Genomic DNA, 13,826 nt, shown 5'->3' on the forward strand with positions numbered 1-13,826 from the left:
GGCTGCTCCGCTCGGACGGGCGGTCAGATCCGGGAAGCGACGACGTGCGGATGCGTCGCCAGATACTCCTCGAACGCTTCGCGACTGGTTCGGGTCGGTGTGAATCCGAAATCAGCCTTCAGCCGGTCATTCGCCAGAACCGGGCGGTAACGCAGAAACGGCACCTTCTCCGGGCCGTGGGGTGTCAGCCGCAGCATTCGTCCGATCCCGAGCGCAGCGACCAGCACCCACGCCGGGATCGTCAGCAGCGGTTTACCCAGCCGTGCTGAGATCTCCGACACGGTGAGGCGTCCGTCGCCTGCCACGTTGTAGATCCCGGCCGGGCCGTCGGTTGCGGCACGCACCATCGCCGCGGCGACATCATCGACCCAGATGAAAACGAAGGGGGAATCGGAACCGGCAATGCGCAGGATCCGCCGCCCATCCCAGAGCCCCGTGATCTGGTTGTGCACGTCGGGGCCGAGGATCGTGCCGATGCGGAATATCACCTGTTCCAATTCCGGATGCGTGTCGCGGTACTCCGCGAGCATCTCCTCGACCAGCCGCTTGTGCTTCGAATAGGGAAAAGCGTCGTTGCCGCGCAGCGGCTGGGACTCGTTGATCCACTCCGGGGTGTCAGGGTGATAGCCGTAGGCGGCCCCGGAACTGGACACCACAATGCGCGACACACCCGCCTCCACGCATGCCGCCAGCACATTTGCGGAACCGGTCACATCGACGCGGTACTCGAGATCGACATCAGCGCCGGGGTTGACGATGGCGGCGAGGTGCACCACGGTGTCGATGCGGTGTTCCCGCAACACGGGAGCGATGCTCGCGGCATCCGTCACATCCAGCACGACGTGCGTGACGTCGGCATGCGCGTGGCCACGTTGTGCAGCGCTGGCGCGCAGATCCGCCGCGACCACGATTTCCACATCCTCACGCACCGCGAGCATCGAGGCGACATGCGTGCCGAGAAAACCGCTCCCGCCGGTGATGAGAACGCGCCTCATGTACCGTCCGCCGTGCGGCGGGCGCTCGCGTCACCGGACGCCGATCCGGTGCGCTTGCGCGTATGACGTGCCCAGAGGCTGGCGACCACGAGTCCCGCGATGATGTCCCAGATGCCCCACCACCCGGCAACGATCGCCATGCCGCCGAGACCATCGAAGAACGCGAACACGAGTCCCAGGCCGAGCCCGGCATTGCGGATGCCGACCTCGAAGGTGATCGCTTTGCGTTCGCGGGTGCCCAGGCCTCCCGCGACGGCTGTGCCGTATCCGAGAGCGAGCGCGACCGCATCGTGCACCGTCACCACGAGCAGGATGACCCCGAGCACCTGGATGAAGACCGACCAGTTGCCCACGAGAGCCACGACGATGAAGCCGACCAGAGCGATCAGGCTGAACCACTTCACGAACGGGTGCGCCTTCGCGGCAACGACAGGCAGCTTCGCGCGCACCAGAAGCCCGACGGCGAAGGGCACACCGATGATGAGTACGATCTCCAGCAGCATCTTCATCGGTTCCAGCGCCACCTGCTTCAGCACGGTGCTTGCGGTGGGGTGCAGCGAACCCCAGAAGGCGATGCTCAGCGGCATCGCGATGATGTAGAGCAGGTTGCCGACGGCGGTCATCGACACCGATAGTGCCACGTTGCCGCCGGAGCGGTGCGTGAGCACCTGCGAGATGTTTCCCGGTGGGCAGCATGCCACCAGGATCATCCCCATCGCCATAGATGCTGTCACCGGCAGCACCAGCGTCAGAGCGAAGGTGACGAGGGGTAACAGCAGCAGTTGCGCGAGGATCGCGATGATGAACGGCTTCGGATGCTTGGCCACGACCCGGAAGTCGCTCGGGGCGGTGTCCAGAGCGATGCCGAGCATGATCAGACCCAGCACAACGTTCAAGATCGTGAGGGACCCGGGAGTGAAACTCAGGGTGACATCGTCGACGTTCACGCGGCATCCATCGCGGTGCGCTCGGCACGCACGGCCGCACGGTACGCATAGTTGTTCACGTAGTACGCCATGCGGTCAAGACCGAGGTAGTGATAGCCGCCGGTGACGTCCGGCCAGGGCGCACCGGTGACCCGAGCGCGGAAGCGCTCCGCGCGGGCGGGGTCGCGCTCGGCCGCGGCGAGGAACGCGGCAAGCAACTCGGCCTGCTCGAACCGGCCCTGCCAGCCGATGCCGGATGCCTCGATCATCCCCATCATGTACAGCCCGTTGAACGAGGCCGGGAACATGTTCAAGAACAGCCGAGGAGCCGCGCCGTGCCAGGACAGGTGCTCATGATCGACGAACGGATAATTCAGCGAGTAGCCGGTCGCGAGGAGCACGAGGTCGTAGTCACCGCTCGTGCCGTCGGCGAAGTGCACCGTGTTGCCGTCGAACCGGTCGATGTCGGCGCGGATGCGCAGATCGCCCTGCCCCAGATGACTCAGCACCATCGTGTTCACGATCGGGTGCGATTCGTAGAGGCGGTAGTTCGGCTTCGGGAACCCGAATCGCACCGGATCCCCGGTGAACGCTTTCAGCACACGGGTGTCGATGGCCTGCTTGATCCGGGCGGGCAGCGGGCGGCCCTGGTTGAGCGTGTCGGAGGGGCGACCGAACAGGTAGCGCGGCACGAAGTAGTACCCGCGCCGCACGCTCATATCCACCGATGTCGCATGGTGAACGGCGTCGACGGCGATATCGCATCCGGAGTTTCCCGCACCGATGATCAGCACCCGCTTGCCATCGAGTTCGCTGGCGTTCTTGTATGCGCTGGTGTGCATGATCTGACCGGCGAACGACCCGCGAAACGTCGGCACACTGGGCTCGGCGAGCGTGCCATTGGCGAGGATGACGCCCGCGTACCAGCGGGTGTTCTCGCCGTCGGGGCCGGTCGAGGTGAGATCCCAACCACCGTCACGCGGCTGAAGGCGCATCACCCGGGTGTCGAAGCGGAACAGGGCGGCGAGGCCAAAGTGATCGGCGTAATCCTGGAAGTACTGCCGCAGCACCCGGTGATCGGGATAGTCGACCTTGCTGCGCATCGGGAACTCGGCGAACTCGGTGGTCGTTCGTGATGAGATCAGGTGCGCCGAGGCATACATCGTGCTGCGCGGATTGTCGATGTCCCAGAGCCCGCCCACCCGGTGCGAGGACTCGTAGCCGTCGACCTTGATGCCACGTTTCTGCAGCGCTCGGGCTGCGGCCAGGCCCGAGGGTCCGGCACCGATGATGGCAAAACTGCTCATTCTTCTCCCCGCACGACGGTGTGCACGATCCGCCCCTTCGGGTAGAGCGGATACCCCTTGATCGTAGCCGCGGAGTTCAGTCCATACGCAAGTCGCGCTGCCGCGCGACGAACACCTCGTGCACGGCGGCGAAGAGCGGATGCTCCGGCTCGAGCCCGGTGACGGTCGACGTGAGTACATCGGCGTCCTCGGAGAGCAGCATCCGCTTCAGCTCAACGGATTGCTCATCGGCAGGGTCGTCGAATGCGACGGCGGCGGCGACAGCATCCACGAGTGCCCGCGTCGACAGGTCGCGTTCAGCGGCCTGGACAGCCGGGCCGATGAAGCGTTCATGGCGGGAGAGCTTACGCAAGGGCTGGCGCCCCACGCGCGCCACGGTGTCAACGAGAGCGGGGTTGCGGAACCGATCCAGGATCGTGCCGCGGTACTCCGCGAGCTCAGCCGGATCCAGGCCGTGCACGGCGGTGAGCATCGCTGAGGTCTCCTCCAGTGCAGCGCTGACGCGGGCGGCGATGCTCGGATCGGCGAGGGCGTCCGAGATCCGCTCGATCCCTGCCAGCGCGCCGAAGTATGCCGTCGCCGCATGTCCGGTGTTCACCGTGAAGAGCTTGCGCTCGATGTATGGGCCGAGGTCGTCCACGAAATGTGCGCCGGGAATGTTCGGCAGGTCACCGTTGAAGGGGCCCGCCTCGATCGCCCATTCGAAGTACGGCTCCACGGTGACGTTGACGCCGCCGCCTTCCGGCTGTGCGGGCACGATCCGATCGACCGCGGTGTTCGCGAAGACTGCGCGGCCGAGGATCTCGACCGCGTCAACGCCCGCAGCCTTCTCGATCTCGACACGCAGCTGATCGGTTGCACCGATGGCGTTCTCGCAGGCCATGACCTTCACCGGCGCGCGATCGGCGGAGCGGCGGCTGAGTCCTGCAACGATGGCCGGTGCGATGAAGCGCAGCACGGTCGGCCCGACAGCGCAGGTGACTACGTCTGCGGTCGCGACTTCATCTGCCACGGCATCCGGATCGGTCTTGCTGTTCACCGCGCGAAAGCCAGTGACGACGTGATCGACGCCGCCGGGGCCCGCCTCGTGGACGGTGTACGAGTCGGCGGCGTTGATGGCATCCACCAGGGCGTCAGCGACATCGGAGAAGACGAGTTCGTAGCCGCCCTCGTGCAGCAGCAGACCGACGAAGCCGCGTCCGATGTTGCCGGCGCCGAAGTGAACGGCTTTCATCCCGCGTTCACCGCTCATGATTCATTGACAGCAGAGAGCAGGGCGAACAGCTCATCGGGAGTCTGTGCGGCGTTGAGTTTCGCGACGTCGTCCTCTTCGGAGAACAGGATCGCGATCTGGGAGAGAATCTCGAGGTGCTCGTCGCCTCGACCGGCGATGCCGATCACGAAGGTGGCTTGGTCGCCGGCCCAGTCCACGCCGCCGTCGTAACGGACGACGGACAGTCCAGAATCGAGGATCGCGGACTTGGTCTCGTTGGTGCCGTGCGGGATGGCCAGGCCATTGCCCATGAAGGTCGACACCGTCTCTTCGCGCAGACGCATCGCATCGACGTAAGCGGGAGTGACGGCGCCAGCCGCGACGAGGATATCGGTCGCCTCCTGCAGCGCGTCATCCTGGGTGGCGGATCCGGCGTGGATACGAACCTGGCCGATTGTCAGAATGCCCATGATTTCTCCTTCATTGTGAGGTGGGGGCGGATGCAGCTCGCATCCGCCCCCACCAGATCGATTACTCGTCGGATTCCTTCTGCTCGCGCACCATCTCGACGACCTCTTCATACTGCGGGGCATTCATGAAGTTGTCGACGGAAACATGCAGCGAGTTCGGGGACTGCCCCTTCGCGCGATCGGTCAGCTGCTGCTGGGTGATCACCAGGTCGGCTGTGCCGTCGAGGTTCGCGATGGCCTGGTTGACGACGGTGACGCCTTCGACTCCGGCCTTCTTCAGCTTGTTGCGGAGCACACTTGCGCCCATGGCGGACGAGCCCATTCCCGCGTCGCAGGCGAACACGATGTTGCGGATCGGAGCGGTGGCGACGGCGGTGGCCGATGCCGTGGTCGCGGATGCTGCTGCGGCCATGCCGGACAGTGTGCTGGAGGACTTGCCCTTGTTCGCCTCGGTCTTCGCGATCGCTGCGGCCAGCGGGTCGCCGCTGGCGGCTTCGGCTGCGATGTCGCGCTTGCGGGAGGCGAGCAGGATCGGCGCACAGATGGCAAACGTTACCGCTGCGGAGAACACCACCGAGCAGATCACACCGAGGTGGCTGCCCGGGGCAGTCTGGATGAGCACCGCGAAGATCGATCCCGGGGCCGCCGGAGCGACGAGACCCGCCTGGAAAATCATGTTGGTGGCCACGCCGGTCATACCACCGGCGATCAGACCGAGGATCAGCATGGGCTTTGCGAGCACGTACGGGAAGTACACCTCGTGGATACCGCCGAGGAACTGGATGATGAACGCGCCAGGCGCTGTCGCCCGGGCGACGCCCACACCGAACACGGTCAGCGCGAGCAGCATGCCCGCGCCGGGCCCGGGGTTGGCCTCGATGAGGAACAACAGGCTGCGTCCGGTCTCCTGAACCTGCTCGGTTCCGAGCGGAGTGAACACACCGTGGTTGATGGCGTTGTTCAGGAACAGCACCTTGGCGGGCTCGACGATGATGCTCGCCAGCGGCAGCAGTCCGGTCTCCACGAGCCAGCCCACAGCGCTACCGAGGATGTCGGTGATCCAGCGCATGACGGGCGCGAGCCAGAAGAACGATCCCAGTGCCATGAAGAAGGCCACGAAGCCAGCCGAGAAGTTATCGACGAGCATCTCGAAGCCGGGCTTGACTTTGCCTTCCCACGGCTTCTCAACCCACTTCAGTACGAGCGCGGTCAGCGGGCCGACGATCATGGCACCGAGGAACATCACGGTGCCATCGGCACCGCTGATGACGCCCATCGCCGCGACGGCGCCCACGACACCACCGCGGTGCCCGTGCACCATCCGGCCGCCCGTGAACGCGATCAGCAGCGGCAACAGGTACGTGATGATCGGGCCGACGAGGCCGGGGTAGTTGACATCGCCGATCGTGCCGCCACCGAGAATGGCGGAGTCGGCCCACTGCCAGGACTCGACCGGGCTGTTGCTGCCGAGCCAGCCGTCGGGGATGAATAGCGCGGTGATGAAGCCCCAGGCGATGAATGCTGCGATGTTCGGCATCACCATGCCGGACAGGAACGTGCCGAACTTCTGCACGCGTACTCTGAGGCCGCCCTTCTTCGGCGCCTCTGTTGACGTCGTCGTCATGATGTCGTCTCTTTCTGGTGTGAAGGGAGGACCGCGGCAGCATCTGCCACGGCATTGCGTGCACCGGTGGCGTCATCCGCCGCCAGTGCCACTTCGGCAAGGCGCTTGGCCTCATCGAGGGTGCGCTCTGAGAGCGCGAGTCGAACATCTGCGAGCGCGGCGGGTGCCATCGACAAACTGGTGGCGCCCAGGCCCACCAGCACGACGGCCAGCAGCGGGTCGGCGGCGGCTTCACCGCAGATTCCGACCGGCTTTCCGGTGCGGACGCCGGCGGCGCCGACCTCACCGACCAGACGCAGCACGGCCGGATGCCAGGGATCCTGGAAGCCTGCGACCGAACCGAGCATGCGGTCAGCGGCCATCGTGTACTGGGTGAGGTCGTTCGTCCCGATCGAAGCGAAATCCGCGTGCGCGAGCACCCGGTCGGCGAGCAGCGCGCTGGCGGGAACCTCGACCATGACCCCGGCCGTCTTGATGCCGTACTCACGGGCGAGAGAGGTGAAGTACTCCGTCTCCTCGACGGTGGTCACCATCGGCGCCATCACCCACAGATCAGCATCGGTAGCCGCATCCGCCTCGGCGAGCGCGGTGAGCTGTTCGCGCAGGATATCTTCGCTGGCGCGCAGGGAGCGCAACCCGCGAAGCCCCAGCGCCGGGTTCTCCTCATGGGCGTCGTTGAGGAAGGCCAGGGGCTTGTCGGCGCCGGCATCCAGCATCCGCACCACGACCTTCTTGCCGCTGAATGCGGCCAGCAACTCCTGGTAGGACTGGCGCTGTTCGGCGACGGTCGGCGCCTGCGCGGAGGAGAGGAAGAGGAACTCGGTGCGGAACAGTCCGACGCCCTCAGCGCCACGGGCCACCGCGTCTTCGGCGTCAGCCGGCTTTCCCAGGTTCGCCAGCAGAGCGATCGCCGTGCCATCGGCGAGTGCGCCCGGTGTCGGCGGTGCGCTCTCGGCGGCGTTGCGTGCGGCTGCCCGCTGCGCTGCGCGTCCGAGCTGTTCGACGCTGGGGTCGGTGGTGACGGTGTTCGCACCGGCATCGACGATCACCATCGTCCCGTTCTGCAGTGACGGAGCATCCGCCGCCCCCACGATCGCGACGATGCCCTTCTCCCGAGCGAGGATCGCGGTGTGAGAGGTCGGGCCGCCGTCGCTGGTGACGAGGGCGAGCACCTGGTCGAGGTTCAGTAGGGCTGTGTCGGCAGGGGCGAGATCGCGTGCGACGAGCACGAAGGGATGCCCGGGATCGGGCACACCGGGAGCGGCGACGCCGCGCAGTTCGGCGAGCACGCGCTGGGCGATGTCGTCGAGGTCTGCGGCGCGCTCGCCGAGATAGCCTCCGACGGCTTCCAACGTCGCGCGGAATCCGGCGAAGGCGTCGTGCACGGCCCACTCGGCGGTGCTGCCGTCGTCGATTCGCGTGTCGACCTCGTCTTGCAGCGTCGAATCTTCGGCGATCATCGCCTGGGCTTCGAGCACTTCCTGAGCGGATCCGCCGGCGGCGTCAGCGCGCTTCTGCAGCTCTGCGGCAACCGCCGCGACCGCTTCACGCGCACGCGTGCGCTCCGCTTCCACGCCGAGAGCGCTGGGAGTGCTCTGCGGGTCTGGCAACGCCTCAGCCATGCGCACGACCGGCCCTTGAGCGACGCCTGAGCCGATGCCGACTCCTCTGAGCTCAGTCATCCCGCTGACTCCTGATCGTGATCGGTGGTGATCAGCTCGGTCAGCGCGTCGAGCACACCGTCCGCTCCGTCTCCCTCAGCCGACAGCGTCACGTAGTCGCCGTACTCGAGGGCGAGGGCGATGATGCCGAGGATGCTGGCGGCGTTGACCGGTTTGCCGGAATCCTTGGCGATGGTCACCGGGATGCCGGACTCTTTAGCTGCCTGGGCGAAGATCTTCGCCGGGCGGGCGTGCAAGCCGTGGGATGAGCCGATTCGGACGGTTCGTGAGACAGCAGTCATGATGTTCCTTTCGCAGCGGATGAGGAGGCGGAGATCGCGGTCTGAGCGATCGCGAGAGTACGGGAGCCGTCACGATCGGCGAACACATCAGCCGGAAGTACGGCGACGGTTCCGCTGGCTGCGGCACCGATTGCGTCGAGGCGTCCGGAGAGGTGCGGGCCGATGAGGACGAGATCGGCGAAGGCTGTGGCGACGGTGCTCTCCGTCCCGGCGGAGGTGTCCCAGTCGAAGCCTGCGTCGGATGCCGCTCGTCGGAGTCGCTGTGCGACGAACGTGCTCGATGCGCCCGCGCCGCACACCACCAGAATCCTCATTGATGCCACCTCTTCCTGTTCTCCATTCTGGGAAATTCCTGTGAGGGATGCCACCAGGTTCCTTTCCGCCCCTGCGGAACACCGGGCGTCGCCCCGGGATGCTCCCCGGACTGGCATCATGGGAAACCAACGCACTCAGCGGAGGAGGACGATGTCGCGCCAGCGTCAGGACCAGCTCCTGCAGGCATTGCTGCGTCAGGACGACTGGGCGACGGCAGCCAGCCTCGCCGATGTGCTCGGGGTCACGCCGCGCAGCATCCGCTCCTATGTCGCATCCCTCAACGCGCGTACTCCTGCCGCCGACGCTGTCGAATCCGGGCCCGCCGGGTACCGCGTCGGCATCGGTGCGCACGACGCACTGCGCATTCGCGTCGCCGGAGAATCGGCGCCACGCGACCGCCTGCACGCACTGGTGCGGATGCTGTTGGACGCGGCTGACGGCATCGACATCTATCAGACCGCTGAGCGGATGCATGTGAGCGAGGCGACGGTGGAGTCCGACCTCACCCGCGTGCGGGGCCTGCTGGGAACCGGCGAGCTCCGGCTGGAGCGCGACCGCGAAGTCGTTCGTCTGCGCGGAACTGAAGTCGCCCAACGGCGGCTGTTGAGCAGGCTGGCGCACGACGAGATGGATACCGGGTCGTTCCATCCGGAGAGCATTCGTCGCGCACTGACCGGCACGACGGTCGCCGCCCACGCCGTGGCTCCGTTCAAGACGGCACTGGTGCGCGAGCTCGGTGAGCTCGGCTACTTCGTCAACGAACTGGCGATCTCGGATGTGCTCCTGCACATCGCGATCGCCGCGGATCGCGTCTCTGCCGGGCGCGCATTGGAGACACCGCTTGCCGGCACGTGGGAAGAGATTCCCAAGCTCGGCGGCGTCATCAGCCGCCTCGCGGGCGAGCACTTCGGTGTGGCGCTCGGTGACGGCGACAGCGCCCATCTGGCGACGCTGGTGCTGACCCGGGCCATCGCGCCGGGGCAGGGCACGGCATCCGATGCGGTGCGCAGCGGGGTCGACCCGGCCGTTGAAGCCGCCGTGCGCGCCGAGATCGTGCAGGCGGCGGCGGACTACCAGGTCGATCTTGTCGACGAGGCTTTCATCCTGCGTCTCGCGCTGCACGTGCAGAATCTCCTGCGCCGCGCCGAGGAGCAGGCCTGGACGCGCAATCCGCTGACGCGCTCTCTGAAGTCGTCATATCCGATGATCTTCGAGGTCGCCGTCTCGATCGCCAGCGGGCTGCACGACCGTCTGGGCGCGCCCATTCACGACGACGAGATCGCATACATCGCTATGCACATCGGCGGTCGGCTCGAGCGAAGCCGCAAGGCCGAGACGATCCTCACGGCCACAATCGTGTGCCCGGGCTATTACGAACTGCACGAGTTGCTGCGCTCCAGCGTCGATCGTTCGCTGGGCTCCTCGGTCGAGGTCATGAGCGTCGTGACCACCGTCGACCCGGACTGGGCGAGCATCGACACCGATCTCGTTCTCACCACGATCGACCCCGGAGCCAGCGGCGACCGCTTCGTGCGGATTCAGCCGTTCCTCACCGACGCCGATGTCGAGCGGGTCTCGCAGACTGCCGCGCGCATCAGGCGCGGGCGACGACTCACGCACCTGCGGGAGGAGCTCTCGCGATACTTCTCCGCTGGCGCCTATGTGCACCCGCTGCCCGATGAGGGTGAGGAAGCCGTCATCCGCCGGCTCGGCGGACTGCTGGTGGATGCCGGCCTCATCGGTGATGACTACGTTGAGAACACGATCGTGCGTGAGCGGATGTCGTCGACCGCGTTCACAGATGCGCTGGCGGTGCCGCACGCACTGCAGATGACCGCTCAGCGCACCGCGATCGCGATTGGCGTGGCGGACGGTTCTGTCGCCTGGGGCGAGGGGCGCGTGCAGGTCGTCGCGCTGGCCGCCTTCAGCGAGAGCGATCGCACGGCGTTCCAGACGGTGTTCGAACAGCTGGTCGAGGTGTTCAGTGAGCGCGATAGCGTGCAACGGATCGTGCGTCGCGGTACGACCTTCGAAGGGCTGCTCGACGAGCTGGTCGCTGTCATCGACGGCTGATTCGCACCGACCCAGTTCAGGCCTGCGGATCCAGCACAGCCGCCATCGCGTCGAGCACCGCATCCGCAGCAGGTGCTCGGGCGGTGCGCAGCGTGATCAGCTCGCCATCATCCAGTGCCAGGTCCATCACGGCCAGGACGCTTGAGACGTCGACCACGACGCCCGCAGACGTGGTCAGGGTCACCGGTTCCGTATACGCCAGAGCGAGACGGGCCAACTCCGCGACAGGCCGCGCATGCAGGCCGTTGTCGGAGTTGATCACCACCTGTCTCATCCGCATCGGATGCCTCCTGTTCGAGTGTTCCTGGCTCTTCCAGCGATGGTAGCTGTGCTCAGGCCGTGACGGTCCTGCCGACGAGGACCAGTGTCAGGAGCGCTCCTCCAACAGTGCCTGCGCGCCGGATTCCAGTTCGGCGACGATGGCTTTCGCCTCCGCTGCCGAGGGCGCCTGAGCATCCAGGTAGACCTTGAGCTTGGGTTCGGTGCCACTGGGGCGAACGATCACCCGCGAACCGTCGGCGAGCCGGTATCGGAGCACATCACCGGAAGGCTCGCCGGAGGCTGCCTGCATGAGGTCCTCGGCAGAGTCGATCACCGTGCTGCCGATGCGCGTGGGCGGCAGCGTGCGCAGCGAGAGCATGACCTTGCTGATGATCGACAGGTCCTCGACGCGCACCGCCACCTGGCCGCTGGCGAAGTGGCCGTAGGTCTCACCGAGGTCAGCCAGCAGGGAGCCGATCGTCTCGCCGCGCTCGTGCGCCTCGGCGGCGAGCCCGAGCACAGCGATCGCGGCAGAAATGCCGTCCTTGTCGCGTACCGTCTCCGGGTTCACCAGGTATCCCAGCGCTTCTTCGAACCCGAACACAGCCCCGGGTGCGCGGGAGATCCACTTGAAGCCGGTCAGCGTTTCGTGGAAGTCCAGCCCATGGTGCGCGGCGATCACGCCGAGACCGGGAGAGGAGACCAGTGAGCATGCCAGGGATGCGCCGGCCTGGCCCTCCGCCGCGCGGGCGGCTCTGGCACCGAGCAGCAGACCGATCTCATTGCCGCTGAGGCGACGCCAGCCGCCGGCGACGTCGGGGTCCGGGATCGCAACGCCCAGGCGATCCGCATCGGGATCGTTGGCGATGATGAAGTCGGCGCGGGTGCGCCGAGCCGCGGCGAACGCGAGATCCATGGCGCCGGGCTCTTCCGGGTTCGGGAACGCGACCGTACGGAAGGTCGGGTCGGGGCGAAGCTGCTCGCCGACAGTCTTCGGGTGCGAATAGCCCGCCTCGCGGATGATCTTCGAGAACGTCTCCCAACCAACACCGTGCATCGCGGTGTACACCCAGGTCAGCTCCTGTGCGGCTGCCGGCGCCGGGGCGACGGCGGCAGTGGCGGTGATGTACGCCTGAACCAGATCTTCACCGGCGACCTCGTACGTGGCCGAGCGCGGCAACGTCGTGATGCTTCCGGCGTCCGCCACGCGTTGGATGTGAGCTGCGATCTCAGCGTCAGCGGGCGACACGATCTGTGCTCCGTCGTCCGCGCCGCCGAGGTACACCTTGTATCCGTTGTCGGCCGGCGGGTTGTGGCTGGCCGTCACCATGACACCGGCATCTGCACCGAGGTGCCGCACCGCGAAGGCGAGCACGGGGGTGGGTAGCAGACGCGGCAGCAGAATCGTGCGCAGCCCGGCGCCGGCGAACAGTTCAGCAGAATCCAGCGCGAACCGGCGCGAGTTGCGGCGACCGTCATAACCGATCACGACGGCGGGGGTGCTGCCGCCTGCGCGTGTGAGCAGATACGAGGCGAAGCCGCTGGCAGCCTGCGCGATCAGCACGCGGTTCATCCGGTTGCTACCGGCGCCCAGGGCACCGCGCAAGCCGGCGGTGCCGAAGGCGAGGCGGGTTCCGAAACGGTCGTCGAGATCGGCGACGGCCGTGACGTCTCCGGCAGCGGCCCGGGTGATGATTCCGGCCAGCTCGTCGCGGGTTTCCGCATCCGGGTCCTGGCGCAACCAGGCGCGCGCCTGGGACAGTCGTTCGGTGATGTGCTCGGCGGTCTCGGTGTACTCGCTCACAGCGCCGCCACCACACGTGCCAGCAGATCCGAGATCACCGGTTCCGCTTCCTTGCCGGCCTCGATCACTTCGGTATGGCTCAGCGGTGTCTTCTGGATGCCGGCGGCGAGGTTCGTGATCAGCGAGAAGCCGAGCACCTCCATGCCTGCTTCGCGAGCGGCGATCGCCTCCAGCGCCGTCGACATGCCGACGATGTCGCCGCCGATGGCCTTCGCCATCTGCACCTCGGCCGGAGTTTCGTAGTGGGGTCCGCGGAACTGCGTGTAGACGCCTTCATCGAGCGAAGAGTCGACCGTGTGGGCGATCTCGCGAAGACGCGACGAATACAGGTCGGTGAGGTCGACGAAGTTCGCGCCCTCGAGCGGCGAATCGGCGGTGAGGTTGATGTGGTCGCTGATGAGAACGGGCTGGCCCGGCTTCCACGTCTCACGGATGCCGCCGGCGCCGTTGGTGAGCACCATGATCTTGGCCCCCGCGGCCGCGGCGGTGCGGACGCTGTGGACGACGCGGCGAACGCCGTGGCCCTCGTAGTAGTGGGTGCGTGCGCCGATCACGAGAACGTGCTTGCCGTTCGGGGTGCGGATGCTGCGCAGAGTGCCGACGTGGCCCTCCAAAGCAGGCTTCGAGAAGCCGGCGACGTCGGTGGCGGCGATGGTGGCGACGGTCTCGCCGATGAGCTCGGCGGCTTTTCCCCAACCGCTGCCGAGGGTGAGGGCGATGTCGTGCTTCTCGATGCCGCTCAGCCGTGCGATGTCAGCGGCGGCGCGGGCTGCGACCTCGAACGGATCAGCGTTCGGAGCGTCGAGAGGATTGTCGTGAATGTCGGTCATGGATCCACTCTAAGCAAGGTGACGGCAAGAGGGGGAGGAGTGGGG

At 66.6% G+C, this 13,826-nt stretch carries 13 protein-coding genes; 1 reads left to right on the forward strand and 12 read right to left on the reverse strand.

All coding sequences use genetic code 11. The features are described from left to right. Positions 1 to 23 precede the first annotated feature (23 nt). The 9 genes from ACW5CM_RS10795 to ACW5CM_RS10835 all read right to left on the reverse strand — a co-directional run bounded on the left by ACW5CM_RS10795 (position 24) and on the right by ACW5CM_RS10835 (position 8,812). The gene (locus ACW5CM_RS10795) at positions 24 to 995 is read right to left on the reverse strand and encodes an SDR family oxidoreductase (protein ID WP_457124994.1); all 972 of its coding nucleotides are present in this window, start codon (positions 993 to 995) and stop codon (positions 24 to 26) included. Continuing rightward, on the reverse strand, positions 992 to 1,942 hold the full coding sequence (locus ACW5CM_RS10800; protein WP_438255108.1) for a bile acid:sodium symporter family protein: 951 nt from the start codon (positions 1,940 to 1,942) through the stop codon (positions 992 to 994). Before ACW5CM_RS10800 ends, ACW5CM_RS10795 begins: the two co-directional genes overlap by 4 nt. Continuing rightward, positions 1,939 to 3,228, reverse strand: coding sequence for a flavin-containing monooxygenase (locus ACW5CM_RS10805; protein WP_457124995.1), 1,290 nt, complete (start codon positions 3,226 to 3,228; stop codon positions 1,939 to 1,941). Before ACW5CM_RS10805 ends, ACW5CM_RS10800 begins: the two co-directional genes overlap by 4 nt. Positions 3,229 to 3,304: 76 nt before the next feature. Beyond that, positions 3,305 to 4,462, reverse strand: coding sequence for a mannitol-1-phosphate 5-dehydrogenase (locus ACW5CM_RS10810; protein ID WP_457125049.1), 1,158 nt, complete (start codon positions 4,460 to 4,462; stop codon positions 3,305 to 3,307). A 14-nt stretch (positions 4,463 to 4,476) separates the two neighbouring features. Further along, positions 4,477 to 4,911: a PTS mannitol transporter subunit IIA gene (locus ACW5CM_RS10815; RefSeq protein WP_438255111.1), complete on the reverse strand. Its 435-nt coding sequence runs from the start codon at positions 4,909 to 4,911 to the stop codon at positions 4,477 to 4,479. A gap of 61 nt (positions 4,912 to 4,972) precedes the next feature. Beyond that, positions 4,973 to 6,535 (reverse strand): PTS mannitol transporter subunit IIBC, encoded by a 1,563-nt coding sequence (locus tag ACW5CM_RS10820; protein WP_438255112.1) that lies wholly within the window; start codon positions 6,533 to 6,535, stop codon positions 4,973 to 4,975. Further along, a complete protein-coding gene (gene ptsP / locus ACW5CM_RS10825) occupies positions 6,532 to 8,217 on the reverse strand; it encodes a phosphoenolpyruvate--protein phosphotransferase (RefSeq protein WP_457124996.1) in 1,686 nt (561 codons plus the stop codon). The genes ACW5CM_RS10820 and ptsP overlap by 4 nt, the downstream gene beginning before the upstream one ends. Further along, positions 8,214 to 8,498 (reverse strand): HPr family phosphocarrier protein, encoded by a 285-nt coding sequence (locus ACW5CM_RS10830; RefSeq protein WP_438255114.1) that lies wholly within the window; start codon positions 8,496 to 8,498, stop codon positions 8,214 to 8,216. The genes ptsP and ACW5CM_RS10830 overlap by 4 nt, the downstream gene beginning before the upstream one ends. Beyond that, positions 8,495 to 8,812, reverse strand: a complete 318-nt coding sequence (locus ACW5CM_RS10835; RefSeq protein ID WP_438255115.1) for a PTS sugar transporter subunit IIB — start codon at positions 8,810 to 8,812, stop codon at positions 8,495 to 8,497. Before ACW5CM_RS10835 ends, ACW5CM_RS10830 begins: the two co-directional genes overlap by 4 nt. 151 nt (positions 8,813 to 8,963) lie before the next feature. Here ACW5CM_RS10835 and ACW5CM_RS10840 point away from each other — a divergent pair, with 151 nt between their 5' ends. Then, positions 8,964 to 10,886 carry a BglG family transcription antiterminator gene (locus ACW5CM_RS10840; protein ID WP_457124997.1) on the forward strand — a complete coding sequence of 641 codons (1,923 nt, stop codon included), beginning with the start codon at positions 8,964 to 8,966 and terminating at the stop codon, positions 10,884 to 10,886. Between the two features lie 16 nt (positions 10,887 to 10,902). Here the strand turns inward: ACW5CM_RS10840 and ACW5CM_RS10845 are convergent, their stop codons facing one another. From ACW5CM_RS10845 to ACW5CM_RS10855, 3 genes are all read right to left on the reverse strand, one after another. Beyond that, a complete protein-coding gene (locus ACW5CM_RS10845; RefSeq protein WP_457124998.1) occupies positions 10,903 to 11,166 on the reverse strand; it encodes an HPr family phosphocarrier protein in 264 nt (87 codons plus the stop codon). An 87-nt stretch (positions 11,167 to 11,253) separates the two neighbouring features. Further along, positions 11,254 to 12,951 (reverse strand): phospho-sugar mutase, encoded by a 1,698-nt coding sequence (locus tag ACW5CM_RS10850; protein ID WP_457124999.1) that lies wholly within the window; start codon positions 12,949 to 12,951, stop codon positions 11,254 to 11,256. Further along, entirely contained in the window at positions 12,948 to 13,781 is an 834-nt protein-coding gene (locus ACW5CM_RS10855; protein ID WP_439256014.1) for a purine-nucleoside phosphorylase, read from the reverse strand. The genes ACW5CM_RS10850 and ACW5CM_RS10855 overlap by 4 nt, the downstream gene beginning before the upstream one ends. Positions 13,782 to 13,826 lie beyond the last annotated feature (45 nt).

This window comes from Microbacterium wangyouchuni, from assembly GCF_054072595.1.

Coding starts and splice junctions, on each gene's coding strand:
- ACW5CM_RS10795 (WP_457124994.1), bottom strand. CDS start 995: ATGAGGCGCGTTCTCATCACCGGCGGGAGCGGTTTTCTCGGCACGCAT.
- ACW5CM_RS10805 (WP_457124995.1), bottom strand. CDS start 3,228: ATGAGCAGTTTTGCCATCATCGGTGCCGGACCCTCGGGCCTGGCCGCA.
- ACW5CM_RS10810 (WP_457125049.1), bottom strand. CDS start 4,462: ATGAAAGCCGTTCACTTCGGCGCCGGCAACATCGGACGCGGCTTCGTC.
- ACW5CM_RS10815 (WP_438255111.1), bottom strand. CDS start 4,911: ATGGGCATTCTGACAATCGGCCAGGTTCGTATCCACGCCGGATCCGCC.
- ACW5CM_RS10820 (WP_438255112.1), bottom strand. CDS start 6,535: ATGACGACGACGTCAACAGAGGCGCCGAAGAAGGGCGGCCTCAGAGTA.
- ptsP (WP_457124996.1), bottom strand. CDS start 8,217: ATGACTGAGCTCAGAGGAGTCGGCATCGGCTCAGGCGTCGCTCAAGGG.
- ACW5CM_RS10830 (WP_438255114.1), bottom strand. CDS start 8,498: ATGACTGCTGTCTCACGAACCGTCCGAATCGGCTCATCCCACGGCTTG.
- ACW5CM_RS10835 (WP_438255115.1), bottom strand. CDS start 8,812: ATGAGGATTCTGGTGGTGTGCGGCGCGGGCGCATCGAGCACGTTCGTC.
- ACW5CM_RS10840 (WP_457124997.1), top strand. CDS start 8,964: ATGTCGCGCCAGCGTCAGGACCAGCTCCTGCAGGCATTGCTGCGTCAG.
- ACW5CM_RS10845 (WP_457124998.1), bottom strand. CDS start 11,166: ATGCGGATGAGACAGGTGGTGATCAACTCCGACAACGGCCTGCATGCG.
- ACW5CM_RS10855 (WP_439256014.1), bottom strand. CDS start 13,781: ATGACCGACATTCACGACAATCCTCTCGACGCTCCGAACGCTGATCCG.